Source organism: Kitasatospora acidiphila, assembly GCF_006636205.1.
GTDB lineage: Bacteria > Actinomycetota > Actinomycetes > Streptomycetales > Streptomycetaceae > Kitasatospora > Kitasatospora acidiphila.
Map to the genome: position 1 here is coordinate 3,975,393 of NZ_VIGB01000003.1, position 25,288 is coordinate 4,000,680.

Here is a 25,288-nt window from a genome sequence, read left to right on the forward strand (position 1 = left end):
CTGCCGGCCGTCAGATGTCGAACTGGTCGGCGACCGCGCGCAGCGCCTGGGCCAGCTTCTGGCCGGTCGCCTTGGCCGGGTAGCGGCCGTGCTGCAGGCCCGGCAGGACGGCGTCCAGCATGGTGATCAGGTCCTGCACGATCGGTGCCATGTCGTCGGCGCTGCGGCGCTGGGCCGCGGCCACCGAAGGCAGTGCGTCGAGCAAGGTGACCCCCATCGCCTGCTCGCCACGGTGCCCCGCGACCACGCCGAACTCCACCCGCTGCCCCGGCTTGAGGCTGCTCACTCCGGCGGGCAGCGCCTTGCTGTGGACGAAGACGTCCTCACCGTCGTCCCGCGACAGGAAGCCGAAACCCTTCGTCTCGTTGAACCATTTGACCTGGCCGGTGGGCATCTCGAATGTCCTCGTGTGTGTGAAGGCGCCTAGGCGTCGTCGTCAGGGGCCTTGGGGGAAAGTGGGGGCGGACCGGGTCGGCCGCGTGGGCGGCGGGGCCGGTGCGCGGCAGGCCGTCAGCGCTTGGGCGGACGGGCAGTCAGGGGTTTCACTCGCACACGACCCAGGGTTTCCGCTGGAGTCTGCCGTGGCGGGCCGGCCAGGGCACGGCACGGCCGGGCGACGGCCGTTCGGCGGTCGTCATGGCACACCCCCTGACTGGAATGCGGGATCGGGTTGACCCCGTGCGACACCTGCATACCCCCGCCACAGGGAGTTCGAAACTCCCTGTCCCCGGCGAACCGCAGCCAGTGACGGCGTGAGCATCCGCGCAGGTGACGGGCGGTCAGTTTAGTCGTTCGTAAACCCGACGGCAGGGAGATTTCCGCAGCGCGCATGGGAGACTGGGGGCGTCGCGCACATCGGCGGAGGTGGTGCGCGCATCGGCCGAGAAGGAGTCAGCGGTGCGGGAGTCCGGCGAGCGCCTGGTCAAGGTCGGAGCGGTGGTCTTCATCGTGGGGGCACTGGCCACGGTGGTGACCTTCATTCCGCTGTTCTTCCACCTCACCCCACTGCCCACCCCCGCCTACTTCGCCAGCATGCTGATGCCGCTGGGCTTCCTGCTGGCACTGGTCGGCCTGTTCGGCTCGGCCCGGGCTCAGCGGCGCCGGGCCGACGCCGCCGAGCAGGCCGCCGCTCAGTCCACCGGCGCGGGCGCGGCCGCGCGGTAGCCGGCCAGCCAGGCGGGGAACTCGGTCAGGTCGGCCAGCACCACGTCGGCGCCGGCCTCGGCCAGCTGCTCGACGCCGTACGGGCCGGTGGCCACCCCGACCGCCAGCGCGCCGCCGGAGCGGGCGCCGACGATGTCGCCCAGGTGATCACCGACATAGACCTGGGCGCCCAGCTCGCGCAGCGCCACGCCCTTGGTCTCCGCCCACAGGTCGCCGACCAGCGCGTCGTGTTCGATGCCGGCGTGCTCCAGGTGCAGCTTGGCGTTCGGCTCGTACTTGCCGGTGATGACCGCGACCCGGCCGCCCGCCCCGCGCACCGCCTCGACCGCCGCCAGCGCGCCGGGCAGCGGCACGGTGGACGCGAAGGCGTGCTCCCGGTAGAGCTCCCGGTAGCGGTCGACCGCCGCCTCGACCTGCTCGGCCGGGAACCAGTGGGCCAGCTCCACGGCGAGCGGCGGGCCGAGCCGGGTGACCACCAGATCGGCGTCGATGAAGACGCCGGTCTCGGCCGAGAGCACCCGGTGGGTGGCGGCGATCCCCGGCCGGGTGTCCAGCAGGGTCATGTCGAGGTCGAAACCGACGGTGAACGCAGACATGCCCCAACCCTAAGCGGGCGTGCCACCGGATTTCGGTGGACGAACCGGACATACTGCCGTGGTGCACCGTCACCTCTCCCGCCGCGGCCTGCTCGGGGCGGCCCTGGCGCCGCTGCTCGGCGGCTGCGACCGGTCGCCCGGCGGCCGGGCCCCGCTACCGGAGATCCCGGCGCCGCAGCCCAGCACCACGGTGACCGCCGCCACCGGCCCGGTCGCGGTTCCCGGCGAGCCGCTGCGGGTGGTGGTGCTGGACACCGCCGAGCTGGACTCCGCGATGACCCTGGGGATCACGCCGACGGGCGCCTGCCGGGTCGCGGCCGACCCCGACCCGGGCGGCTACTGGGACGCGGGCCGGCTGGCGAGGACGGCCGCCGTCGGCGTCGTGGGCGACCCGGACCTGGACCGGATCCGCGAGCTGCGCCCGCAGCTGATCCTGGGCAACCAGACCCGGGACGGCGCCCGCTACGACGCGCTGCGCGCCATCGCCCCCACCGTGCTCAGCGCCACCACCGGCTACCCGTGGCGGGAGAACTTCCTGCTGCACGCCCGGGCGCTGGGCCGCCAGAGCGCGGCGGACGCGGTGGTCGCCGCGAACCGCACCCAGCTCGCCCAGACCGGGCGGGCGATCGGCACCGCCGGCGCGGGCGGGCGGCGGATCAGCGTGGTCCGGTTCGTCGAGGACGGCCGGATCCGGCTCTACGGCCGGCAGAACTTCCTCGGCACCCTGCTCGCCGACCTGCCGCTCGGCCGGCCGGACGCGCAGAACGTCGACCGGTTCGACGTCGAGGTCGCCCCGGACCAGCTCGCCGGGGCCGACGGCGACCTCCTGATCTACGCGACGCACGGCGCCCGCGGTGCCGCCCAGGCCGCCGCGGTGCTCGGCTCCCACGCCTGGCAGGCGCTCGGCGCGGTCAAGGCGCACCGGGTGTTCCGGGTCGACGACCGGCTCTGGTTCGAGGGGATCGGCTACACCGGCGCGAACCTGGTGCTCGGTCAGCTGCAGACGATGCTGGGCGCCTGACGCCCGACCCTTGTGACGAACACCACAGCGGGACCACCATTGGCCATATGACGGACACTCAGTTCCGAGGCGAGTCACCCGCCGATCCGGCAGTCGCGGCGCACCGCCGCAAGCAGGCCCTGGCCCACGGCTTCTCGCTCGCCGCCGAGGAGTACGACGCGGCCAACGGCGGCTTCTTCAACCCGATCGGCGCCCGGCTGGCGCGGCTGGCCGGGCTGCGCACCGGCGACCGGGTGCTGGACGTGGGCTGCGGGCGGGGCGCGGTGCTGTTCGCCGCGCTCGGCGAGGTCGGGCCGGACGGCTACGTGGTCGGCGTCGACCTGGCCGACGGCATGGTGCGGGCGACCGCCGCGCAGGCCGCCGGGCGGGGGCTGCGCAACGTCCGGGTCCGGGTGGACGACGCGGAGGCGCTGGGCTTCCCGGACCGCTCCTTCGAGGCGGCGCTCTCCTCGTTCGCGGTGATCTTCACGCCGGACCCGGTGGCGGCGCTGAGCTCGCTGCGCCGGGTGCTGGTGCCGGGCGGGCGGTTCGGCTTCACCGCGTTCGGCGCGGACGAACCGGGGTGGGAGCGGCCCGGCGCGGCGCTCAACGCGTTCCTGCCGCCGCGCATGGCCCGGCTGCGGCAGAGCAGGGCGTCCCGCTACAACGCGCTGGGCCGCAGCCCCGAGGAGGCCGCCGACCTGCTGCACCGGGCCGGCTTCACGGACGTCCGCAGCCATGAGCACCAGGCGGTGACCCACTACCCGAGCGCCGACGCCTGGTGGCAGGCCCAGCGGGCCGGCGGCTGGCGGGCGGCCCTGGAGGCGATCCCGGCCGCACGCCTGGACGAGGCCCGCCAGGCCGTACTGGCCGAGCTGTCCCGCCTGGCCGCCCCCGACGGCGGCCTACGACGGCGGACGGCGGTGCGCTACACGACGGTGCTGCGCGAATAGGCGCCGCCGCGCGGACGGGCGCCACGGCGGGGCGGGCGCCCGGGGCGTCATGCCTTGCGCCGCCGCATGGTGATCGCCGTGACGAACAGGGCGGTGCCCACAGCCGCGATCCGCAGTACGGCGGGGCCGCCAGCATGGCCGCGTGCGTCATCGGCGAGCCCGAGGCCAGCGGTGTGCCCCAGCTCCCCTGGGTGCGGCCCCAGTACCAGAGCGTCGAGGTGCTCATGGTGATCAGCGGGATGCCGAAGACGGCGAACTTCTTGGTGAAGTCCCGCAGCGCCTTGGACAGGTAGACCAGACCCCAGCCGATCAGCAGCACCAGGAACAGCCCGGTCACCGCCCCGCCGACCAGCACCGCGGCGGCCAGCAGCAGCAACGGCGACGGGCGGCGGCCGGCCAGGAGGGAGCGCTCCGGGGGACGGCGGCCCCGGGTCCTGGTCGGCACCGTCCTCGGCCTCGGCCTGCTCGGCGGCCGCGCCGGTCCGCTGACCCGGGATCAGCTGCTTCGCGCCCTCGGCGGTCCCGTCGGCGTCCTCGGGCTCGTCCTCCAAGGGGAAGTCGATGGTGACGGCGTCCCACCCCGGAAAGTCCGCCGCCGTGAACGCCCGGCCCGCACCGGACGGCGGCGGGGCGCTCGGCCGCGCCGGCGCCTCGGGCCGGGCGACGTAGACGCCGTCGTCGGCCGGCTCCTCCGCCGTGCCGCCGAGCGGCTGCCCCGGGGCGTCCGGCTGCCACCACTCGCCGCCGGAGAGCCCCCCGGTCAACCCCGACGACCCCGCACCCGAGGCCTCGCCAACGGGCCCGCCGCCCGACTGCTCACCCGCCATCGCCCGCCACCCTGTTCCACGCTCCAGGCCCCGCCGTCCGCTGACGCTACCGACTGACCGCCGACCATGCGAGGCCTACCCGCCGTTTCGCCGCCCCTCCTGTCACCCGCTCCTGCCGCCCGCTCACCCCGACCGTCGGATCCGGCCCTGCTTCGTGCTCCCGCCCCGCCACCCCGCACCGGCGACTACTCTGGATCGGATGACCACCGAGCCGAACGGACGACCGGGCCGGTCCCGCGCCCGCACCCTCGCCGACGAGCTGCGCGCCGGCACCGACCAGGAGCTCGCCACCCTGCTGCGGCTGCGCCCCGATCTGCTCAACCCGGTGCCCACCGACCTGACCCAGCTGGTCGCCCGGCTCTCCAGCCGGGCCTCCGCGTTGCGCGCGCTGGAGCGCCTGGACGCCTTCACCCTGCAGGTCGCCGAGGCCCTGGCCGCCGCCCCGGACGGCACCCCCGGCACCGTGCTGCGCGATCTGGTGGCCGGCCCGGCCCGCGGCGTCAAGCCGCACCCGGGCGCCGAGCCGGTGGACCGCTCGGCGGTGCTCGCCGCGCTGCCCGGCGCGCTGGCCGCCCTGCGCGAGCGGGCTCTGGTCTGGGGCCCGGACAACGCCCTGCGCCTGGTGATCGCGGTGCGCGAGGCGCTCGCGCCGACCGCCACCGCGCCCGGCGGCACCGGGCTCGGCCCGACCCTGTCCGAGGCCACCCTGGGGATGTCGCCGGCCCGCCTGCAGGAGTTGCTGCAGGGCGCCGGGCTGCCGGGCACCCCCGACCCGGTGACCGCCGTCGCCGCGCTCACCGAGCTGCTCACCGACCGCAAGCGGTGCGCCGCGCTGCTCGCCGAGGCGCCGCCGGCCGCCCTCGGGGTGCTGGAGAAGCTGGTCTGGGGCCCGCCCACCGGCACGGTGCCGGACGCGGCCCGGCCGGTCACCGCCGAGCAGGCCCGCAGTCCGATCGAATGGCTGCTGGCCCGCGGCCTGCTGCTGCCCTCCGGCCCCGGCACCGTGGTGCTCCCCCGCGAGCTGGCGCTGCACCTGCGCGGCGGGCGCAGCCACCGGCTGGTCGAGCCCGGGCCGCCGCCGCTGCTGTCGGCCGCCGAGCGGGATCCACAGGCTGTGGACAACGCGGCGGCCGGGCAGGCCCACACCGCCGTGCAGACCGTCGAGGAGCTGCTGGAGCTGTGGGGCCTGCAGCCGCCGCCGGTGCTGCGGGCCGGCGGCCTGGGCGTGCGCGACCTCAAGCGCACCGCCACCACCCTGGACCGGACCGAGCCGGAGACCGCCTTCTGGCTGGAACTCGCCTACGGCGCCGGGCTGTTGGCCCCCGACGGCGAGGCCGGCGAGGTGTGGGCCCCCACCCCGGCCTACGACCAGTGGCTGCAGCAGTCGACCGCCGAGCGCTGGGCCGCGCTGGTCGGCGGCTGGCTGGCCGCCACCCGGGTGGCCGGGCTGGTCGGCAGCGTCGACGGCAAGGGCAAGGCCCGCCCGCCGCTCGGCCCCGAGCTGGACCGGGTGCTCGCCCCCACCACCCGCCGCGCCGTGCTCAGCCTGCTCGCCACCCTGCCGCCGGGCGGCACGGCGGGCGCCGAGGCGCTGCTCCCCGTCCAGCGCTGGCACCGCCCGCTGCGCGGCGGCGCCACCGGCCCGGACGGGCGCGATCTGCGCACCCGGCTCACCGAGTTCACGCTGGCCGAGGCCGAACTGCTCGGCGTCACCGGCCGTGGTGCGCTCAGCTCCGCCGGGCGCGCCCTGCTGGCGGGCGACGACCCGGTGCCGGTGCTGACTCCGCTGCTGCCCGAGCCGCTGGACCAGGTGATCCTGCAGCCCGACCTGACCGCGATCGCCCCCGGGCCGCTGCTCACCCCGCTGGCCCAGGCGCTGGCGCTGTGCGCCGACATCGAGTCCAAGGGCGGCGCCACCGTCTACCGGTTCACCCCCGGCTCGGTGCGCCGGGCGCTGGACGCCGGCCGCACCGCCGCCGAACTGCACGGCTTCCTGGAGCGGCACTCCCGCACCGCCGTCCCGCAGCCGCTCGCCTATCTGATCGACGACGTGGCCCGCCGGCACGGCGTGCTCCGGGTCGGCGCCGCCTCGGCCTACCTGCGCTGCGACGATCCGGCGCTGCTGGGCGAGGTGCTGGTCGACCGCCGGGCCGCCGAGCTGCGGCTGCGGCTGCTCGCCCCGACCGTGCTGGCCGCCCAGGCGCCGCCCGACACCGTGCTCTCGGTGCTGCGCGCGATGGGCTACGCACCGGCCGCCGAGTCCGCCGAGGGCGACCTGGTGATCACCCGCCCGGACGCCCACCGCACCCCGCCGCGCACCCCGCCGGTGCCGGTCGCCGACGGCCCCACCGCCCCGGACGAGGTGCTGCTCGGCGCCGCCGTCAAGGCGATCCGGGCCGGCGACCACGCGGCCACCGCCCAGCGCCGGGAGACCGTGCCAGGCCCCGCCGCCCGCCAACTCCCGCGCACCGCGGCCGCCGACACCCTGGCCGCGCTGCAGACCGCGGTGCTGCTCGGCGAGCGGATGTGGATCGGCTACGTCAACGCCGAGGGCCTGGCCACCCAGCGGGTGATCGACCCGGTCAAGGTGGAGGGCGGCTTCGTCACGGCCTTCGACCACCACGCCGAGAAGATCCAGACGTTCGCGCTGCACCGGATCACCGGCGTCGCCGAACTGGCCGACGGCTAGGGTGCTTCGCATGATCGTCCAGGAGCTCGCCCCCGGAATCCGCTACGCCGTCACCGACCGCCACGGCGGGGTCAGCCCGCAGCCGTTCGGCAGCCGCAACCTCGGCGGCGCCACCGCCGACGACTACCAGAATGTCCTGAAGAACCGTCAACTGACCGCTGATCAGCTGGACTTGGCCACCGACCGGGTGGTCTGGATGCGCCAGGTGCACAGCCCCGACGTGCAGCGGGTGGACCGCCCGTGGGGCACCGACGCGCCGCCCGTCGACGGCATCTGGACCACCGAGGCGGGCCTGGCGCTGGCCTCGCTCGGCGCCGACTGCGCCGCCGTGCTGCTCGCCGACCCGGTCGCCCGGGTGGTCGGCGCCGCCCACTCCGGCCGGGCCGGCACCCTGGCCGGTGTCGCCGTCAACCTGCTCACCGCGATGGCCGAGGCCGGCGCCGACCCGGCCCGGATGACCGCCCTGATCGGCCCCGCCGCCTGCGGCCACTGCTACGAGGTCCCGGCCGCGATGCGCGACGAGGCCGCCGCCGCCGTCCCCGAGACCTTCGCCACCACCCGCCAGGGCACCCCCGCCCTGGACCTCCCCGCCGGCATCGCCGCCCAGCTCACCCGCGCCGGCCTCACCGACATCCGCCGCGACCCCCGCTGCACCATCGAGGACCCCGACCTCTTCTCCCACCGCCGCGCCAACCCCACCGGCCGCTTCGCCGCGTACGTCTGGCTGGAATTCTGAGCCGCACCGGCCCCTACGTTCCGGTAGTCCTCGTACCGCCGCTCGCCCCCGGAGGAGTGTCGTAGGTGGAACATCCGCAACCGACGACAGGGAAGTGCCATGTACGTACGCACGACCTATGCCCACCGGTGGGAGAACGACCCCGGCACGATCCTGGGATACGGCACCCAGGTCGCCCAGTCCTGGGAAGTGCGGGCCGGCGGCTGGGAGAGCCAGGGCCGCAACCGCGACTACCCCCAGTTCGAGGTGGTGACCAATGACGATCACGTCCCGGTCGGCCTCACCACCTTGCAGATCGACTCAGCCGTGCGGACCGCCGAGTTCGTGATCCTCATCGCCCCGAGCATCGGGGCAAGGGCCTGGCCACCGAGGCCACCTCCCTCACCCTGCGCTGGGCATTCGAATACGCGGCCCTGCGCATGGTCTGGCTCAAGGCACTGGAACCGAACGCCGCAGGCCTCACCGCCTACCGCAAGGCCGGCTTCGAACCCGCCGGCCGCCTGCGCCAGTCCGGCTACTGGCGCGGCCGCCCCTGCGACGAACTGCTCATGGATGCCACCGCCGACGACTTCCTGGCCGCGATCGACCCCGCCTGAACCCAACCACTGCGGGTCTTCCCCACGTGATCGTCGGACCGCCGCCCCAAGCGTGATGCGCATCGTAGGAATGATCCGAACCCCTACGCCCCGGTAGCCCTTGTGTCCCGCTCGGCCCCGGAGGAGCGTCGTACTCAGGAACACCCGCAAGCGACGACGGGAAGTGCCATGTACGTACGCACGACCTATGCCACCGGTGATCCCGCGAAGATGGAGCAGGCCCTCCAGAGGATCACCACCGAGAGCCCGAAGCTGCTGGCCGACCAGCCGGGCTACCGGGGATTCCGGCTGTCTGCCGACCGGGAGCTCGGGAAGCTCACCATGGGCAGCTGGTGGGAGACCGAGGAGGCCGAGCGGAGCAGCAACGAGCAACTCGGGGAGCGCCGCAGGGAGTTGCTGGAGGGGCTCGCAGCCACCGTCACCACCGACGTGTGGGAGGTGGTGGCGGTCGCGCGGGCCCATGTGCCGGCCGGCAGCGGACTCCGGATCGGCCGGCTGGAGTTCGACCCGGCCAAGGTCGACCACGCGATCCGGACGTTCAACCAGACGCTGCCGAAGTTCCAGGAGATCCCCGGGAACATCGGGTCGGCGGTGTTCGTCGACCGTGCCCGCGGCCGGGCCATGGTGGGCACCCTCTGGGCGGACCGGGTGGCGCTGGTGGGCTCGCGCGGGCCGCAGGCGGCCATCCGCGGCGAGGGCGTCCGGGCCGGCGGGTTCCGCCTGGTGAGCCTGGAGGAGTTCGAGGTGGTCTTCGCCGACAACCGGTAGCCGGGCTCTCCGTTCGACCGAGCACTCCGGGTTTGCGCCGCGATGCGCCACACTGGAGGGTCTGCGCCTGACCGTATGGAGGACTGCTCAACGTGAACGACGGGCCACTGATCGTCCAGAGCGACAAGACCCTGCTCCTTGAAATCGACCACCCCAAGGCCGCCGACTGCCGGCGGGCGATCGCGCCGTTCGCGGAGCTGGAGCGGGCGCCCGAGCACGTGCACACGTACCGGGTGACGCCGCTGGGGCTGTGGAACGCGCGGGCTGCGGGGCATGACGCGGAGCAGGTGGTGGACGCGCTGGTGACGTACTCGCGGTACCCGGTGCCGCATGCGCTGCTGGTGGACGTGGCCGACACCATGGCGCGGTACGGGCGGCTGCAGCTGCTCAAGCACCCCACCCACGGGCTGGTGCTGACCACCACCGACCGGCCGGTCCTCGAAGAGGTGCTCAAGTCCAGGAAGATCGCGCCGCTGGTCGGGGCCCGGGTGGAGCCGGACACCGTGGTGGTGCATCCCTCGGAGCGCGGGCAGATCAAGCAGGTGCTGCTCAAGCTGGGCTGGCCGGCCGAGGACCACGCGGGCTACGTGGACGGCGAAGCGCACCCGATCGAGTTGGAGGAGGACGGCTGGCAGCTGCGGCCGTACCAGAAGCATGCCGTGGAGGGCTTCTGGCACGGCGGCAGCGGTGTGGTGGTGCTGCCCTGCGGCGCCGGCAAGACGCTGGTCGGCGCCGCCGCGATGGCCGAGGCCAAGTCGACCACGCTGATCCTGGTGACCAACACGGTGTCGGCCCGCCAGTGGAAGCACGAGCTGGTGAAGCGCACCTCGCTGACCGAGGAGGAGATCGGCGAGTACAGCGGCACCCGCAAGGAGATCCGCCCGGTCACCATCGCCACCTACCAGGTGATGACGACCAAGCGGAAGGGCGTCTACTCGCACCTGGAGCTGTTCGACGCCCGCAACTGGGGCCTGGTGGTCTACGACGAGGTGCACCTGCTGCCCGCGCCGGTCTTCAAGTTCACCGCCGACCTGCAGGCCCGCCGCCGGCTCGGCCTGACCGCGACGCTGGTCCGCGAGGACGGCCGGGAGGGCGACGTGTTCAGCCTGATCGGTCCCAAGCGGTTCGACGCGCCGTGGAAGGAGATCGAGGCGCAGGGCTACATCGCGCCGGCCGACTGCTGCGAGGTCCGGGTCACCCTGAGCGACTCCGAGCGGCTGGCCTACGCCACCGCCGAGCCGGAGGAGCGCTACCGGTTCTGCTCGACCACCGCGACCAAGCGCCGGGTGGTGGAGGCGCTGGTCAAGAAGCACCAGGGCGACCAGACGCTGATCATCGGCCAGTACATCGACCAGCTGGACGAGCTGGGCGAGGTGCTGGGGGCGCCGGTGATCAAGGGCGAGACCAGCAACGCCCAGCGGGAGAAGCTGTTCGAGGCGTTCCGCAGCAAGGAGATCAGCGTGCTGGTGGTCTCCAAGGTGGCGAACTTCTCGATCGACCTGCCGGAGGCGACGGTGGCGATCCAGGTCTCCGGCACCTTCGGTTCCCGCCAGGAGGAGGCGCAGCGGCTCGGCCGGGTGCTGCGTCCCAAGGCGGACGGCCATGCCGCGCACTTCTACTCGGTGGTGGCCCGGGACACCGTGGACCAGGACTTCGCCGCGCACCGGCAGCGGTTCCTGGCCGAGCAGGGCTACGCGTACCGCATCGTCGACGCCGACGACATCTAGCGCGGAACAGGGAACGGCTAGAGGTTGACGCCGTCGCGCCCGAGGAAGACCACGCGCGCGGCGGTGTCCAGCACGATGCCGACGACGCGCACGGCGCTGTGCAGAGGTCGGCGGCGGTGCGGCCGGTCCAGCTGGGTGGCGCCGGGGGGCCGGTCGGTGGTGGGCAGGGACTCGGTACTGGTGCGCGCCCGGGGGGTGCTGGCCGCTGCCGGGTGCGCCGTCAAGTGAACGGTGCTCATGTCTTCCACGGTAGTTTTCCGACACCGTCGGCACATCAGCCGAAAGGCCGCAACCGATGGGGCCGAAGTCGTCCGCCGGGCGTACAAGGCCCCTACGGCGGGCGTACGGCGACCCTGACGTCCGCCGACGAATCGGCTGGCCCGCGGTGCCGCCACGGGTCTAAGCTGTCCGGTCTGCCCCCTCCCGATCAGCGGCGCCGTGCCCGGCTGCCCTGGGGAGGCCCTGGCCGCTCGGCAACCGGCCAGGCTCACCGTGAGCTACGACGAGACCGCCGTGCCCGATCGGCACGGCTGGGAAGGTTCGCTGTGCATTCCGCCGCCCCCACCACCACCGACCCCGCCGACCCGCTGCAGCGGGAGCGGAACCACCTGGCGTCCTCCAGGGCCGCCCTGCGCGCGATGCGCGAGGACGCCGAGCAGCTGGACATCTCGGACGTGGCCGGCACCTGGGTCACCCAGCAGGTGCTGCACGACCAGATCCAGCGCCGGATCGCCGCCCTGGCCGACCTGGCGGACACCCCGCTGTTCTTCGGCCGCCTGGACTTCCTGCGCGCGATCGGCGAGGACGCGAGCGAGGGCGCCGGAGGGTCCCGGTTCTACATCGGCCGCCGCCACGTGCACGACGCCGAGGGCGATCCGATGGTGATCGACTGGCGGGCCCCGGTCTCCCAGACCTTCTACCAGGCCAGCCGCAAGGACCCGATGGACATCGCCAAGCGGCGCCGATTCGGCTACACCGGCGGTGAACTGACGGCCTATGAGGACGAGAACCTGAGCGACCCGGCCGAGATCGAGCAGGCCTCGGCCCTGCTCGCGGCCGAGATCGAGAAGCCCCGCGTCGGCCCGATGCGCGACATCGTGGCCACCATCCAGCCCGAGCAGGACGAGATCGTCCGCGCCGACGTGAGCGGCACGGTCTGCGTGCAGGGCGCCCCGGGCACCGGGAAGACCGCCGTCGGCCTGCACCGCGTGGCGTACCTGCTCTACGCGCACCGGGAGCGGCTGGCCAAGGCCGGCACCCTGGTGATCGGGCCGAACAGCTCGTTCCTCTCCTACATCGAGCAGGTGCTGCCCGCGCTCGGCGAGTTGGACGTGGCGCAGGCCACCGTGCAGCAGCTGGTGGCGCACGTCGAGGTGCGGGCCCAGGACGCCCCCGAGGCCGCCGTGATCAAGGGCGACGCGCGGTTGGCCGAGGTGCTGCGCCGCGCCGTGCGGGACGGCATCACGATGCCCACCGAGCCCTGCATGGTGGTCCGCGGCTCCCGGCGCTGGCGGGTTCCGGTCTATGAACTGATCGAGATCATCGAGGAGTTGGCCGGCCGGGAGATCCGCTACGGCGCGGCGATGGCGGCGCTGCCGCAGCGGATCGCGCACGCCGTGCTGCTCAAGATGGAGCAGGGCGGCGAGGCCCCCGACGACCGGGTGCAGGACGCGGTGGCCCGCTCCCGCGAGGTCAAGGCGGTGGTGAAGGCCTGCTGGCCGGCGGTGGACCCGGCCAAGCTGGTGCTGCGGCTGCTGGGTGACGCGGAGTTCCTGGCGCGCTGCGCCGAGGGGATCCTCACCCCCGAGGAGCAGGCGGCGATCCTGTGGCCCAAGCCGGGCCGGTCGGTGAAGACCGCGCCCTGGACGGCGGCTGACGCGGTGCTGGTGGACGAGGCCACCGACCTGGTGCAGCGCACCCCCTCGCTCGGCCATGTGGTGCTGGACGAGGCGCAGGACCTCTCCCCGATGCAGTACCGCGCGGTCGGCCGCCGCTGCACCACCGGCTCCGCCACCGTGCTCGGCGACCTGGCGCAGGGCACCACCCCGTGGGCGACCGCGAGTTGGCCGGAGGCGCTGCGGCACCTGGGCAAGGACGGCGCCCATGTCGAGGAGCTGACCACCGGCTTCCGGGTGCCCGAGCAGGTGATCTCCTACGCGTCCCGGCTGCTGCCGTCGATCGCGCCGGGCCTGGCCCCGGCCACCTCGATCCGCACCGGCCAGGACACCCTGGCGATCCGCCGGGTGGCGGAGGACCTGACCGGCGCGGTGCTGGCGGCCTGCCGGGAGGCGCTGGGCCGGGAGGGCTCCACCGGCCTGATCGCGGCGGACGACCGGCTGCAGGCCCTGGAGGCGGCGCTGCACGCGGCCGGGATGCCGTTCCTCACCCCGGGCACCGAGACCACCGCCGAGGCCCGGCTCACCCTGGTGCCGGCCTCGCTGGCGAAGGGTCTGGAGTACGACTACGTGGTGCTGGACGAGCCGGCCGCGGTGGTGGCCGGCGAGCCGGACCGGCGCACCGGGCTGCGCCGGCTCTATGTGGCGCTGACCCGTGCGGTGTCGGGGCTGACCGTGCTGCACGCCGAGCCGCTGCCGGCCGAGCTGGGCTGAGACGGCGGCAGGTCCTGACGGCGGGTCGGTCGACTCGCCGTCAGGACTGCGTTCGGTCGACCAGCCGGCACCGCCGGGAGTGCGTTCAGTCGAGCCGCGCGGAGTGCGTTCAGTCGATCAGCTCGCGCCAGCGCGCGACCTTGGCCGGGTCGACGCCGCCGGCCCAGCCGTCGGTGCGCACCGCCCCGCCGACGTGGAAGGCGTCGAAGCCCTCGGCGAGCAGCCCGGGCAGGTGCTCCTCGCGCAGGCCGCCGCCGATCAGGATCCGCTGGCGGTAACCGGGCTCGCCCGCCTTGGCCAGCTCGCCGGAGAGCACCTGGCGCCCGGCATCCACCCCGGCGGCGGCGCCCGAGGTGAGGAAGGTGTCCAGGCCGGGCAGTTCGGCGACCGCGGCCCGCACGGCGGCCCGGTCGGCGCTGTGGTCGATGGCCCGGTGGAAGGTCCAGCGGCAGCCGGCCACGGCCGCGGCGACGGCCCGGACGGCGGGCAGGTCCACCGCGCCGTCGGGGGTCAGGAAGCCGAGCACGAACTCCTCGGCGCCCTCGGCGCGCAGCGCGGCGGCCCGCTCGCCGAGCTGGTCCAGGTCGCCGGGGCCGAAGCCGTCGCGGATCCGCAGCATCACCCGCAGCGGGAGGTCCACCGCCGCCCGGATCGCGGCGAAGTCGGCCACCGCCGGGCTGAGTCCGTCGGCGGCCATGTCGGTGACCAGTTCGAGGCGGTCGGCGCCACCGGACTGGGCGGCCTGGGCGTCTGACGCGGTCAGCGCGATGACTTCAAGAATTGGTCTAGACATATCGGTAGCCTGCCACACCGGCGGCTCACCCCGCGAGCCCCCTGCAGCAGCCGGGCGACACCGGCCGCCGGCCGGGCCGCTACGCCGCCAGCGATCCGACCGGGGCCACCACCACGCCCCGCTTGCCGCACACCCAGTGCGGATCGGGGCCCAACTCCGGCTCCACGCTCAGCGCGTGCAGATCGCCGTCGGCCGCCTGGCAGTCCAGGCAGATCGGCCACCGCCCGTACTGCTCCAGCAGCGCGTCCTGCACGTCCTGCGCCACCAGCCCGAGCACGTACTCGGTCCCCTGCGGCCACTGCTCCAGCCACCAGCGCCGGTGCGTCACGGCGTCCTCCACCAGCGACACCACGGCGGCGTCCGCCGCATCACGCGCCGACAGGTCGGCCAGGATCGCGGCCCGGGCGGTGTGCAGGGCGGCTTCGAGATCACTCATACCGGCGATTCTTTCAAGTTCGGAGCTGCTCCGGGAAACGCCGCGAGGGCGGCCTCCCGATGGGGAGACCGCCCTCGCGAAGCGATCAGAACGACCGATCCTCGATGGAGGATCAGAAGTCCATGTCACCGCCCGGCATGCCGCCGCCGGCCGGGGCAGCGGCCTTCTCCGGCTTGTCGGCGATGACGGCCTCGGTGGTGAGGAAGAGCGCCGCGATGGAGGCGGCGTTCTGCAGCGCCGAGCGGGTGACCTTGGCCGGGTCGATGATGCCCTCGGCGACCAGGTCGACGTACTCGTTGGTGGCGGCGTTCAGGCCGTGGCCCGCGGGGAGGTTGCGGACCTTCTCCACCACGACACCGCCCTCGAGGCCGGCGTTGGTGGCGATCTGCTTGATCGGGGCCTCCAGCGCGACCTTCACGATGTTGGCACCGGTGGCCTCGTCGCCGTCCAGCTCCAGCTTGTCGAACGCGACACCGGCCTGCAGCAGGGCCACGCCACCGCCGGCGACGATGCCCTCCTCGACGGCCGCCTTGGCGTTGCGCACGGCGTCCTCGATGCGGTGCTTGCGCTCCTTGAGCTCGACCTCGGTGGCCGCGCCGGCCTTGATGACGGCCACGCCGCCGGCCAGCTTGGCGAGGCGCTCCTGGAGCTTCTCGCGGTCGTAGTCCGAGTCGCTGTTCTCGATCTCGGCGCGGATCTGGTTGACCCGGCCGGCGACCTGGTCGCTGTCGCCGCCACCGTCGACGATGGTGGTCTCGTCCTTGGTGATGACCACCTTGCGGGCGGTGCCCAGCAGGTCGAGACCGGCGTTCTCCAGCTTGAGGCCGACCTCCTCGGAGATCACGGTGCCGCCGGTGAGGATGGCGATGTCGCCCAGCATGGCCTTGCGGCGGTCGCCGAAGCCCGGGGCCTTGACGGCGACGGACTTGAAGGTGCCGCGGATCTTGTTGACCACCAGGGTCGACAGGGCCTCGCCCTCGACGTCCTCGGCGATGATCAGCAGCGGCTTGCCGGACTGCATGACCTTCTCCAGCAGCGGGAGCAGGTCCTTGACCGAGCCGATCTTGGAGTTGGCGATCAGGATGTACGGGTCGTCGAACGACGCCTCCATCCGCTCCAGGTCGGTGGCGAAGTAGGCCGAGATGTAGCCCTTGTCGAAGCGCATGCCCTCGGTGAGCTCCAGCTCCAGACCGAAGGTGTTGCTCTCCTCGACGGTGATGACGCCTTCCTTGCCGACCTTGTCCATGGCCTCGGCGATCAGCTCGCCGATCTGGGTGTCGGCGGCGGAGATCGAGGCGGTCGCGGCGATCTGCTCCTTGGTCTCCACGTTGCGGGCCTGGGCCAGCAGCTGGTCGGAGACGGCGGCGACGGCCTTCTCGATGCCGCGCTTCAGGGCCATCGGGTTGGCGCCGGCGGCGACGTTGCGCAGACCCTCGCGCACCAGGGCCTGGGCCAGCACGGTGGCGGTGGTGGTGCCGTCACCCGCGACGTCGTCGGTCTTCTTGGCGACCTCCTTGACGAGCTCCGCGCCGATCTTCTCGTAGGGGTCCTCGAGCTCGATCTCCTTGGCGATGGAGACACCGTCGTTGGTGATCGTGGGGGCGCCCCACTTCTTCTCAAGGACGACGTTGCGGCCCTTGGGGCCCAGCGTCACCTTGACGGCGTCGGCAAGCTGGTTCATGCCGCGCTCAAGGCCGCGGCGAGCTTCCTCGTCAAACGCGATGATCTTGGCCATTGGAAGTGGTCCTCCAGGACACGGTCGACTGCTCGGACCAGAGGTGCCCGCGACGGACGGCCTGGAGCGCGGGGGTCCTGTCCCCTGCCGCACTCCGAGCCTCACCGACCCGGTCCGTTTGTCACTCTCAAGCTGTGAGTGCTAACGCCAATGATTAGCACTCCGGTGTGGCGAGTGCAAGCTCCTTCAAGGTGAACGACGCGCCGGGATGAACCGCGCGGCGACGACAAGCGGCCGAGCCCGCGCCCGACTCCCGGATGGGAAGTCGGGCGCGGGCTCGGCCGCTTTGGTCCACCAGCTCGGTCGGAGCCGAGGCCCCCGAGGATCGGAAAGGTCAGACCGCGGCGCGGACCATGTCCGCCTGCGGGCCCTTCTGCCCCTGGGAGATCTCGAACTCGACCCGCTGGCCCTCCTCGAGGGTGCGGTAGCCGTCCATCTGGATCGCGCTGTAGTGGACGAACACGTCCGCACCACCGTCGACCGCGATGAAGCCGTAGCCCTTCTCCGCGTTGAACCACTTGACGGTGCCCTGAGCCATTCCGAACTCCCCTAGTGCTGTGCTGGCCCTTCACGGGTCCGCCGGTCGCGGACCCGGGTCTGGCGGACCATGCCGAAGGTGTCCCCCGGGGCGTGGCCCTGCATGCCGCAGCAACCCACGCCAGGGCGCCAGTTGGCGCCCCGAGGCAGGCAAATGCGTCGACCGCGGCTGAATGTATCCGGAGCAGCGCCCTGAGCAACAGGGTCACTGGACGCCAATTCGACGGCCCCGCCGGGGGACAGCTGGGGAGGAATGCGACAGAGTCGGCAATTCGCCTGGGACATAGCGGACTTAAACCACGAATTGCCCGAGAATTTCTGACGCGTCCCGAGCACGATTCCAGTGGTACCTCGGCAGTTGCGTCTCGGCGACCAAGACGTCCGAACCGCTGCCGGCACCGACAGCCTATGCCCTGCCGAGGAGCGCCGCGGACCACCCCCGGACACGGCACGGGGCGCCGCGCGGCCCGCCATGACCGCACGACGCCCCACGGGGCCCTGATGGGCCGTCAGCAGCCGCCCGCCACAGCCGGGATGATCGAGATGCCGGCGCCGCCGGGGATCTCGGTCGCCAGGCCCTCGGCGAACCGCACGTCGTCGTCGTTCACGTACACGTTGACGAACCGGCGCAACTTGCCGGTGTCGTCCAGGAGTCGGGCACCGATGCCGGTGTGGTTGCGGTCCAGGTCGGCGATCACCTCGGCCAGGGTGGCGCCCTCGGCGGGCACTTCGGACCGGCCGTCGGTGTAGGTGCGCAGGATGGTGGGAATGCGGACGGTGGCGCTCATCGGAGGTACTCCTTGCTCAAGGCGCTCATGGCGTTCGGGCGGTTCCGGGTGGGGGATGCGGGCGGACTCAGACCAGGCCGGCGGCCCGGAACGACTCCAGGCTCGGCCGGATCACCGCGGTCAGGCCGGCCCCTGCCGCCGCGTCCAGCGTCTTGAGGCCGTCGCCGGTGTTGATCGCCACGGTCTCCTTGTCCGGGTCCAGCTGTCCGCTCTCGACCAACTTCTTGAGCACGCCGATGGTCACGCCGCCGGCGGTCTCGGCGAAGATGCCCTCGGTGCGGGCCAGCAGCCGGATCGCCTCGACCACCTCGGCGTCGGTGACGTCCTCCACCGCGCCGCCGGTGCGCCGGGCGATGTCCAGCACGTACGGGCCGTCCGCCGGGTTGCCGATCGCCAGCGACTTGGCGATGGTGTCCGGCTTGACCGGGCGGATCACGTCGCGCCCCGCCTTGAACGCCTCGGCCACCGGGGAGCAGCCGGTCGCCTGGGCACCGAAGATCCGGTACGGCCGGTCCTCGACCAGTCCGAGCTCGATCAGCTCCCGCAACCCCTTGTCGATCTTGGTGAGTTGGGAGCCGGAGGCGATCGGGATCACGATCTGCTCCGGCAGCCGCCAGCCGAGCTGCTCGCAGATCTCGAAGGCCAGCGTCTTGGAGCCCTCGCCGTAGTACGGCCGCAGGTTGACGTTGACGAAGCCCCAGCCCTCACCGGCCGGATCGCCGATCAGCTCGGAGCAGAACCGGTTCACGTCGTCGTAGTTGCCCTCGATGCCGACCAGGTCGCCGCCGTAGACCGCGGCCATGACGATCTTGGCGTGCTCCAGGTCGTGCGGGATGAAGACGCAGGAGCGCAGGCCGGCCCGGGCCGCCGCGGCGCCCACCGCGCCGGCCAGGTTGCCGGTGGAGGAGCAGGAAAGGGTGGTGAAGTCGAAGGCCCGGGCCGCCTCGATGGCGCAGGCCACCACCCGGTCCTTGAACGAGTGGGTGGGGTTGCCGGAGTCGTCCTTGACGTGCAGCCGGGCGGTGAAGCCGAGCTCCTTGCCGAGCCGGTCGGCCTCGACCAGCGGGGTCCAGCCGGGGTTCAGGTTGGGCTTGGTCGCCACGTCGGCCGGGACCGGCAGCAGCGGGGCGTAGCGCCAGATGGAGGCCGGGCCGGCCTCGATCCGGGCCCGCAACTCGGCGGCGCCGTGGTCGCTGTAGTCGTAGGCGATCTCCAGCGGGCCGAAACACTCCAGGCAGGCGAAGCTGGGACCGAGCGGGAACCGGGTGCCGCACTCCCGACAGGACAGGGCGGCGGCGGGGCCGAGATCAACGGTGGACGTTGCGGCAGGGGTAGCGGTAGCCATGGGCGGCGAGGCCTCTCTCCTCATCTTCCCCGGGACGCGGTCGCGCCCGGGCCGGAATTGGCACCTGTCTCGCCGGGGCCTGCTAAAGGCCGGTCGAGAAGGTTGCCGGGACGTCAACGGGCCGTTCCCTCAGTCCCTCTGGATGAGCTCTGTGAAGTTGTCATCGGCGCAGCGCACGGATGCGAGAGCCGACGTTTTCCCGGCGGTCCACCCCGGTGTGCGAAGGTCTGACCGCAGTACGAAGACTGTATCCGAAGGCACCACAGCGGAAAGGGGCCGTCCGCCACGCGAGACGCCCCGGACCATTCCCACGCGTACAAGGAGCGAGATTTGCCAGCCGAGCAGAGCCCCGCGCTACTCCCGGAGGCGGCCCGCTGGTTGCGCCGCAGGTCCTGGACCGCGGCCGACCGGCCGGTGCCGCGGTTACTGGCCGCGAAGGAGGCGGCCGGGGCGGCCGGCACGGTCAGCGTGGTGCTGCCGGCGCTCGACGAGGAGTCCACGGTCGGCGAGATCGTCGAGGTGATCCGCCGTGAGCTGATGGAGCGGATCCCGCTGGTGGACGAGCTGGTGGTGGTGGACTCCGGCTCGGTGGACCGGACCGCCGAGGTGGCCGCGGCCGCCGGTGCCCGGGTGGTGCGCCGGGACGCGATCCTGCCCCGGCTGCCGGCCGTGCCCGGCAAGGGCGAGGTGCTGTGGCGCTCGCTGCTGGTGACCAGCGGGGCGATCGTCTGCTTCATCGATGCCGACCTGCGCGAGTTCGACCCGGCGTTCGTCTCCGGGATCGTCGGCCCGCTGCTCACCGACCCGGACATCCAGCTGGTCAAGGCGATGTACGACCGCCCGCTGGAGGCCGAGGGCGCGGTGGTGCCGGCCGGCGGCGGCCGGGTGACCGAGCTGGTCGCCAGACCCCTGCTCAACCTGCACTGGCCGCAGCTGGCCGGCTTCGTGCAGCCGCTCGGCGGCGAGTACGCGGCCCGCCGCTCGCTGCTGGACCGGCTGCACTTCCCGACCGGCTACGGGGTGGAGCTGGGCCTGCTGGTCGACGCCCTGGAGCTGGTCGGGCTGGACGCGCTGGCCCAGGTGGACGTCGGAGTGCGCCACCACCGCCACCAGGACAGCCAGGCACTGGGCCGGATGGCCGCCACCATCTACCGCACCGCGCTGGAGCGGCTGGACCGCACCAACCGGCTCAAGGCCGCCGACGACCTGGCCCGCCCGGTGCTCACCCAGTTCTCCCGGGACCCGCTGACCCGGGACTTCACGGCGCACGACCACCCGGTGACGGCCCTGGAGCGGCCGCCGATGATCGAGCTGCCGGAGTACCGGAACCAGCGGATGTGACCAAGGCCCTGGTTTGCCACCCGGCGCCCCCGGCAAGGTTGCCGGTATGGCCGAGCAAACGACCGCACGCGTCCTGGTCGCTTCCAACCGCGGCCCGGTCGCCTTCCGCCACGCCCCGGACGGCAGCCTGACACCGCGCCGCGGTGGCGGCGGCCTGGTGTCCGGGCTGTCCGCGATCGACGACCCGCACGCGGTCTGGGTCTGCGCGGCGCTCGGCGAGGCTGACCGGGCCGCCGCCCGGCAGTCCCCGCAGGGCCGCCTGGACCTGGCCGGGTTCGACGTCGGCGGACAGGCCGTCCGGATGCTGGACATCGATCCGGTGGTCTTCGACCAGGCGTACAACGGGGTGGCCAACTCCACCCTGTGGTTCCTGCACCACCAGCTCTACAACACCCCCACCGCGCCGGCCTTCGACCAGGCCGCGGCCGAGCGCTGGGCCGGGTTCCGGGAGTACAACGAGGCCTTCGCCGCGGCGCTGGCCGCCGAGGCCGCGCCGGGCGCGGCGGTGCTGGTCCAGGACTACCACCTGACCCTGGTGCCGGCCCTGCTCCGGGAGCGCCGCCCCGACCTGCGGATCGGCTACTTCCTGCACACCCCCTGGGCGCCGGTCGACTACTTCCGGCTGCTGCCCGACGAGCCGGCCGCCGCCGTGCTGACCGGGGTGCTGGGCGCGGACCGGGCCGGCTTCCACACCCGGCGCTGGGCCGAGGCGTTCGCCGACTGCTGCGAGCGGGTGCTGGGCGCCACCGTGGACCGGGCGGCGCTGACCGTGACCTTCCAGGGCCGCACCACGGCGCTGGGCGTGCACCCGCTGGGCGCCGACGCGGAGTTCCTGCGCGAGCGGGCGCACCGGGCCGACGTCGACGAGCGGCTGGCCGCGCTGAAGGCCGCGGTGGGCGAGCGGCGAACCATCGTCCGGGTGGACCGCACCGAGCTGAGCAAGAACATCGTGCGCGGCCTGCAGGCCTACCTGCACCTGCTGCGCACCCGCCCCGAGTGGCACGACCGGCTGGTGCACATCGCCTTCGCCTACCCGTCCCGGCAGGACCTGGCCGAGTACCGCGACTACACGGCAGCGGTGCGGCGGATCAGCGAGGAGATCAACGCCGAGTTCGGCACCGCCACCTGGCAGCCGCTGATACTCCAGGTCGAGGACGACTTCGCCCGCTCGCTGGCCGCCTACAGGCTGGCCGACGTGGCGCTGGTCAACCCGATCCGGGACGGCATGAACCTGGTCGCCAAGGAGGTGCCGGTGGTCTCCGAGGCGGGCTGCGCGCTGGTGCTCTCCCGGGAGGCGGGCGCCTGGGCGGAGCTGGCCGAGGACGCGATCGGGATCAACCCCTACGACGTGGTCGGGACCGCCGAGGCGCTGCACCGGGGCCTGACCATGCCCGCCGCCGAGCGCACCGAGCGCACCAAGCGGCTGGCGGCGGCGGCCACCGCGCTCTCGCCGCAGCAGTGGTTCCTCGACCAGCTGGCCGCGCTGACCGCCTCCTGAGCGGCTCGGCGGCGGCTCAGCGCGCCGTCGCGAGCTCCTCGCCCAACTGCTCCAGCAGCTCCACCACCCCGCCGGGCCCCGGCACCACCAGGTCGGCCCGCTCGGCCACCTCGCGCACCGGCGGCTCGCCGGTCACCGGGCCGCTGGCCACCAGCAGCCCGGGCAGTCCGTCGGCCCGCAGCCGGTCGACCGCGTCGAAGGCGGCCAGGTCGCCCAAGTCGTCACCGGCGTAGAGGACGGCGCCGGCCGCGCGTTCGCGCACCAGGCTGGTGAGCGCGGCGCCCTTGTCCACGCCGGGCGGGCGCAGCTCGATCACCATCCGCCCCGGCTCCACCGCCAGGCCGTGCGCGGCGGCCAGGTCGGCGAGCGGCGTGCGCAGCCGGGCCAGCACGCCGTCCGGGTCGGCGGTGCGCCGGGTGTGCACGGCCAGCGAGAGCTCCTTGTCCTCCACCACAGTGCCCTCGGGGACGCCCAACGAGGCCAGCAGTGCGGGCAGTTCGGCCCGGACCGCGGCCACGCCGGGGTGGATCCCGGGCGCGATCGGCTGCCCGGTCGCGGAGTCCCAGCGCTCGGCGCCGTAGTGGCCGAGCACCACCAGGTGGTCCAGGCCCGGGGCATCGGCGAAGCCGCCGAGCCGCACCGCGGCCAGTGCCGGACGGCCGGTGACCACCGCCACGGTGCCGACCAGGCCGGACAGCCGGGCCAGGGCGGCGGCCGCGCCCGGGTGCGCGACGGCCTGCTCGGGGTCGGCGACGATCGGCGCCAGGGTGCCGTCGAAGTCGACGGCGAGCAGGGCGCGGCGGGGCTCGGCCAGCAGCGCGGCCAGGCCCGCACGGCCGGCGGGGGTGGTCGGTTCCAGCAGGGTGCCCATGGCGGCCAACCTACCCGCAAGGCCGCTCACTTAACGCTCCGCACGCCGGGCTTCCCGGATCCGCCGCAGCCGGTTGACCAGCACCGGGGCGTGGGCGAGCGCCTCCGGCCGGTCCAGCAGGCCGTTGAGCAGCTGGTAGTAGCGGGTGGCCGAGATGCCCAGCTCCTCGCGGACGGCCTGCTCCTTGGCGCCCTGGGTGCGCCAGGGGCGGGCCTCCAGGGCCAGCACGGCGCGGTCGCGGTCGGTGAGCTCGGTCATGCGGCCATTATCCCGGGGCACGCGGCCACCGCCCCGGGAACACAGGCCACCATCCCGGGGCCGGCCGGGTCAGACGGTGAGCACCCGGATCCCGGCCTCGGCGAAGCCCGCCACCGTCTCCTCGGGTGCCGCCGAATCGGTGACCAGGGTGTCGATCGCCTCCAGCCCGCAGATCCGGGCGAAGGCGCGCCGGCCCAGCTTGGAGGAGTCGGCGGCCACCACCACCCGGCGGGCCCGCTCGGCGAGCAGCCGGTTGACGCTGGCCTCGCCCTCGTGGTGCGCGGTCGCGCCGGCCCGGACGTCAAGCGCGTCCACGCCCAACACCGTGACGTCCATGGTGAGTTCACCGAGCACGCTGGCGGCCAGCGGGCCGATCAGCTCATAGGACTGCGGGCGGGCGACACCGCCGGTGACCACGATCTTCACGGCCGGCCGGACCGTCAACTCATTGGCGATGTTGAGCGCGTTGGTCACCACGGTGAGCGACTGGCCACCGGCTTCCGGCCGTTCGGCCAGCTCCGGGCGGACCGCGAGGGCCCGGGCCACCTCGGTGGTGGTGGTGCCGCCGTTCAGGCCGACCACCTCGCCCGGGTCGATCAGTGCCGCCACCGCCTGGCCGATCCGCTGCTTGGCACCCGCGTGCCGGGCGGTCTTGTAGCGCAGCGGCAGGTCGTAGGAGACGTTGTGGGCCACCGCGCCGCCGCGGGTGCGGGTGACCATCTGCTGGCGGGCCAGCTGGTCCAGGTCGCGGCGGATGGTGGCGGCCGAGACGCCGAGTGCCGTGGCCGCCTCCTCGACCTCCAACCTGCCGTGCTCGGCGAGGAGTTCGAGGAGACCGTTCCATCGCTCGTATCGGGACACGCCGCGCCTTCCAAAGCTGATCGACCACCGCTGCCCGGACAGCGTCGCACAGTGCCGTCCGCCGCCGTAGTGCCGTTACGCACTTGCCGACCCTATTGCGCACTCCTGATCGAAACAGCTATAAAACAAGCACATTCACGCAGACGGAAGGAACGCCATGAGCTCACTGACCGCCCAGGAGCTGGCCACCCAGCCGGCCACCTGGCGCCGGGCCGCCGCGCTCGCCGAGCCCTCGGACACCGCGCTGCCGCAGCCCGGCGAGCGGGTCGCCGTGGTCGGCTGCGGCACCTCCTGGTTCATGGCGCAGGCCTATGCCGCGCTGCGCGAGGCCGCCGGCCAGGGCGAGACCGACGCCTTCGCGGCCTCCGAGTTCCGTTATGCCCGGCAGTACGACCGGGTTCTCGTGATCTGCCGCTCCGGCACCACCACCGAGGTGCTGGCCCTGCTGGACCGGTTGTCCGGCCGGACCCCGACCGTCGCACTGACCGCCGACCCGACCACCCCGATCAAGCAGGCCGCCGACCGGCTGGTGGTGCTGGACTTCGCCGACGAGCGGTCGGTGGTGCAGACCCGGTTCGCCACCAGCGCACTGGCCCTGCTGCGGGCCCACCTGGAGCTGCACGGCGCACTCCCGGCCGGCGTGCACCCGGTGGCCCGAGCCGCCGACGACGCCGAGCAGGCGCTTGCCCAGCCGCTGCCCGACGGCCTGCTGACGATTGATCAGATCAGTTTCCTGGGCGCCGACTGGACCAACGGGCTGGCCCTGGAGGCCGGCCTGAAGATGCGCGAGGCGGCCCGCTTCTGGACCGAGACCTACCCGGCCATGGAGTACCGGCACGGCCCGATCGCCATCACCGGGCCCGGTCGCGCGGTCTGGATGTTCGGCGAGCTGCCGGCCGGCCTGGACGCCCAGATCGCGGAAACCGGCGGCCTGCTGGTGGCCGACTCGGCACCGGCGGGTATGGATCCGATGGCCGACCTGGTCCGGGTGCACCGCCTGGCGGTGGCGCTGGCCGAGGCCCGCGGGCTGGATCCGGACCGCCCGCAGGCCCTCACCCGGTCGGTGCTGCTCTGACCGGCGGCAGTCACCTCGACCGGGCCGGACCAATCCGACCACTGGACTAGACCTCTTCTCCTTGGACAAGGGAAACTGTCCCCCG

Annotated in this window: 25 protein-coding genes and 1 riboswitch; of the genes, 12 read left to right on the forward strand and 13 right to left on the reverse strand. The window is 73.5% G+C overall.

What is annotated here, in order from left to right; all coding sequences use genetic code 11:
- Positions 1-10: 10 nt before the first annotated feature.
- On the reverse strand, positions 11-394 hold the full coding sequence (locus tag E6W39_RS43545) for a cold-shock protein (protein ID WP_101381764.1): 384 nt from the start codon (positions 392-394) through the stop codon (positions 11-13).
- A gap of 470 nt (positions 395-864) precedes the next feature.
- Between E6W39_RS43545 and E6W39_RS18570 the strand changes: the two genes are divergently transcribed.
- A complete protein-coding gene (locus E6W39_RS18570) occupies positions 865-1,164 on the forward strand; it encodes a hypothetical protein (protein ID WP_407658399.1) in 300 nt (99 codons plus the stop codon).
- Here E6W39_RS18570 and E6W39_RS18575 read toward each other — a convergent pair.
- The gene (locus tag E6W39_RS18575) at positions 1,131-1,760 is read right to left on the reverse strand and encodes an HAD family hydrolase (RefSeq protein WP_141634470.1); all 630 of its coding nucleotides are present in this window, start codon (positions 1,758-1,760) and stop codon (positions 1,131-1,133) included. The two genes, E6W39_RS18570 and E6W39_RS18575, sit on opposite strands and share 34 nt — an antisense overlap.
- A gap of 61 nt (positions 1,761-1,821) precedes the next feature.
- On the opposite strand from E6W39_RS18575, the gene E6W39_RS18580 reads away from it, so the two are divergent.
- Positions 1,822-2,781 carry an ABC transporter substrate-binding protein gene (locus E6W39_RS18580; protein WP_141634471.1) on the forward strand — a complete coding sequence of 320 codons (960 nt, stop codon included), beginning with the start codon at positions 1,822-1,824 and terminating at the stop codon, positions 2,779-2,781.
- A gap of 47 nt (positions 2,782-2,828) precedes the next feature.
- On the forward strand, positions 2,829-3,713 hold the full coding sequence (locus E6W39_RS18585; RefSeq protein WP_141634472.1) for a class I SAM-dependent methyltransferase: 885 nt from the start codon (positions 2,829-2,831) through the stop codon (positions 3,711-3,713).
- A 47-nt stretch (positions 3,714-3,760) separates the two neighbouring features.
- Here the strand turns inward: E6W39_RS18585 and E6W39_RS18590 are convergent, their stop codons facing one another.
- Positions 3,761-4,540 carry a hypothetical protein gene (locus E6W39_RS18590; protein ID WP_141634473.1) on the reverse strand — a complete coding sequence of 260 codons (780 nt, stop codon included), beginning with the start codon at positions 4,538-4,540 and terminating at the stop codon, positions 3,761-3,763.
- A 199-nt stretch (positions 4,541-4,739) separates the two neighbouring features.
- Here E6W39_RS18590 and E6W39_RS18595 point away from each other — a divergent pair, with 199 nt between their 5' ends.
- The 5 genes from E6W39_RS18595 (at position 4,740) to E6W39_RS18615 (ending at position 11,056) form a co-directional block, all read left to right on the forward strand.
- The gene (locus tag E6W39_RS18595) at positions 4,740-7,229 is read left to right on the forward strand and encodes a helicase-associated domain-containing protein (protein ID WP_141634474.1); all 2,490 of its coding nucleotides are present in this window, start codon (positions 4,740-4,742) and stop codon (positions 7,227-7,229) included.
- Between the two features lie 10 nt (positions 7,230-7,239).
- Positions 7,240-7,965, forward strand: coding sequence for a peptidoglycan editing factor PgeF (gene pgeF / locus E6W39_RS18600; RefSeq protein ID WP_141634475.1), 726 nt, complete (start codon positions 7,240-7,242; stop codon positions 7,963-7,965).
- 386 nt (positions 7,966-8,351) lie between these two features.
- Complete coding sequence (locus E6W39_RS41655) at positions 8,352-8,561, forward strand: GNAT family N-acetyltransferase (protein WP_267286760.1); 210 nt, start codon at positions 8,352-8,354, stop codon at positions 8,559-8,561.
- 168 nt (positions 8,562-8,729) lie between these two features.
- Complete coding sequence (locus E6W39_RS18610; protein ID WP_141634476.1) at positions 8,730-9,329, forward strand: antibiotic biosynthesis monooxygenase; 600 nt, start codon at positions 8,730-8,732, stop codon at positions 9,327-9,329.
- 92 nt (positions 9,330-9,421) lie between these two features.
- Entirely contained in the window at positions 9,422-11,056 is a 1,635-nt protein-coding gene (locus E6W39_RS18615) for a DNA repair helicase XPB (protein WP_141634477.1), read from the forward strand.
- Between the two features lie 17 nt (positions 11,057-11,073).
- Here E6W39_RS18615 and E6W39_RS18620 read toward each other — a convergent pair whose 3' ends face one another.
- Positions 11,074-11,295 (reverse strand): hypothetical protein, encoded by a 222-nt coding sequence (locus tag E6W39_RS18620; RefSeq protein WP_141634478.1) that lies wholly within the window; start codon positions 11,293-11,295, stop codon positions 11,074-11,076.
- Positions 11,296-11,601: 306 nt separating this feature from the next.
- Between E6W39_RS18620 and E6W39_RS18625 the strand changes: the two genes are divergently transcribed.
- Positions 11,602-13,665: a HelD family protein gene (locus E6W39_RS18625; protein ID WP_228718211.1), complete on the forward strand. Its 2,064-nt coding sequence runs from the start codon at positions 11,602-11,604 to the stop codon at positions 13,663-13,665.
- A gap of 109 nt (positions 13,666-13,774) precedes the next feature.
- On the opposite strand, the gene E6W39_RS18630 is transcribed toward E6W39_RS18625, so the two are convergent.
- The 6 genes from E6W39_RS18630 to thrC all read right to left on the reverse strand — a co-directional run bounded on the left by E6W39_RS18630 (position 13,775) and on the right by thrC (position 19,299).
- On the reverse strand, positions 13,775-14,458 hold the full coding sequence (locus E6W39_RS18630) for a copper homeostasis protein CutC (protein WP_141634479.1): 684 nt from the start codon (positions 14,456-14,458) through the stop codon (positions 13,775-13,777).
- Between the two features lie 79 nt (positions 14,459-14,537).
- Positions 14,538-14,894 carry a hypothetical protein gene (locus E6W39_RS18635; RefSeq protein ID WP_181799323.1) on the reverse strand — a complete coding sequence of 119 codons (357 nt, stop codon included), beginning with the start codon at positions 14,892-14,894 and terminating at the stop codon, positions 14,538-14,540.
- Between the two features lie 112 nt (positions 14,895-15,006).
- Positions 15,007-16,629 carry a chaperonin GroEL gene (groL, locus tag E6W39_RS18640; RefSeq protein ID WP_141634480.1) on the reverse strand — a complete coding sequence of 541 codons (1,623 nt, stop codon included), beginning with the start codon at positions 16,627-16,629 and terminating at the stop codon, positions 15,007-15,009.
- 334 nt (positions 16,630-16,963) lie between these two features.
- Positions 16,964-17,167 (reverse strand): cold-shock protein, encoded by a 204-nt coding sequence (locus E6W39_RS18645; RefSeq protein ID WP_030289665.1) that lies wholly within the window; start codon positions 17,165-17,167, stop codon positions 16,964-16,966.
- 508 nt (positions 17,168-17,675) lie between these two features.
- The gene (locus E6W39_RS18650) at positions 17,676-17,954 is read right to left on the reverse strand and encodes a MoaD/ThiS family protein (RefSeq protein WP_141634481.1); all 279 of its coding nucleotides are present in this window, start codon (positions 17,952-17,954) and stop codon (positions 17,676-17,678) included.
- 67 nt (positions 17,955-18,021) lie between these two features.
- Positions 18,022-19,299 carry a threonine synthase gene (thrC, locus tag E6W39_RS18655; RefSeq protein ID WP_141634482.1) on the reverse strand — a complete coding sequence of 426 codons (1,278 nt, stop codon included), beginning with the start codon at positions 19,297-19,299 and terminating at the stop codon, positions 18,022-18,024.
- 17 nt (positions 19,300-19,316) lie between these two features.
- A riboswitch (SAM riboswitch) is annotated at positions 19,317-19,448 on the reverse strand.
- Positions 19,449-19,629: 181 nt separating this feature from the next.
- On the opposite strand from thrC, the gene E6W39_RS18660 reads away from it, so the two are divergent.
- Both E6W39_RS18660 and E6W39_RS18665 read left to right on the forward strand, forming a co-directional pair.
- A complete protein-coding gene (locus E6W39_RS18660) occupies positions 19,630-20,640 on the forward strand; it encodes a glucosyl-3-phosphoglycerate synthase (protein WP_141634483.1) in 1,011 nt (336 codons plus the stop codon).
- 46 nt (positions 20,641-20,686) lie between these two features.
- Positions 20,687-22,138 carry an alpha,alpha-trehalose-phosphate synthase (UDP-forming) gene (locus E6W39_RS18665; RefSeq protein WP_141634484.1) on the forward strand — a complete coding sequence of 484 codons (1,452 nt, stop codon included), beginning with the start codon at positions 20,687-20,689 and terminating at the stop codon, positions 22,136-22,138.
- 16 nt (positions 22,139-22,154) lie between these two features.
- Here the strand turns inward: E6W39_RS18665 and otsB are convergent, their stop codons facing one another.
- The 3 genes from otsB to E6W39_RS18680 form a co-directional block, all read right to left on the reverse strand.
- On the reverse strand, positions 22,155-23,009 hold the full coding sequence (gene otsB / locus E6W39_RS18670; protein ID WP_141634485.1) for a trehalose-phosphatase: 855 nt from the start codon (positions 23,007-23,009) through the stop codon (positions 22,155-22,157).
- A gap of 30 nt (positions 23,010-23,039) precedes the next feature.
- The gene (locus E6W39_RS18675; RefSeq protein WP_101381747.1) at positions 23,040-23,267 is read right to left on the reverse strand and encodes a DUF3263 domain-containing protein; all 228 of its coding nucleotides are present in this window, start codon (positions 23,265-23,267) and stop codon (positions 23,040-23,042) included.
- Between the two features lie 69 nt (positions 23,268-23,336).
- Positions 23,337-24,128: a DeoR/GlpR family DNA-binding transcription regulator gene (locus E6W39_RS18680; RefSeq protein WP_141634486.1), complete on the reverse strand. Its 792-nt coding sequence runs from the start codon at positions 24,126-24,128 to the stop codon at positions 23,337-23,339.
- A 157-nt stretch (positions 24,129-24,285) separates the two neighbouring features.
- Between E6W39_RS18680 and E6W39_RS18685 the strand changes: the two genes are divergently transcribed.
- Positions 24,286-25,203 carry an SIS domain-containing protein gene (locus E6W39_RS18685; protein ID WP_141634487.1) on the forward strand — a complete coding sequence of 306 codons (918 nt, stop codon included), beginning with the start codon at positions 24,286-24,288 and terminating at the stop codon, positions 25,201-25,203.
- Positions 25,204-25,288 lie beyond the last annotated feature (85 nt).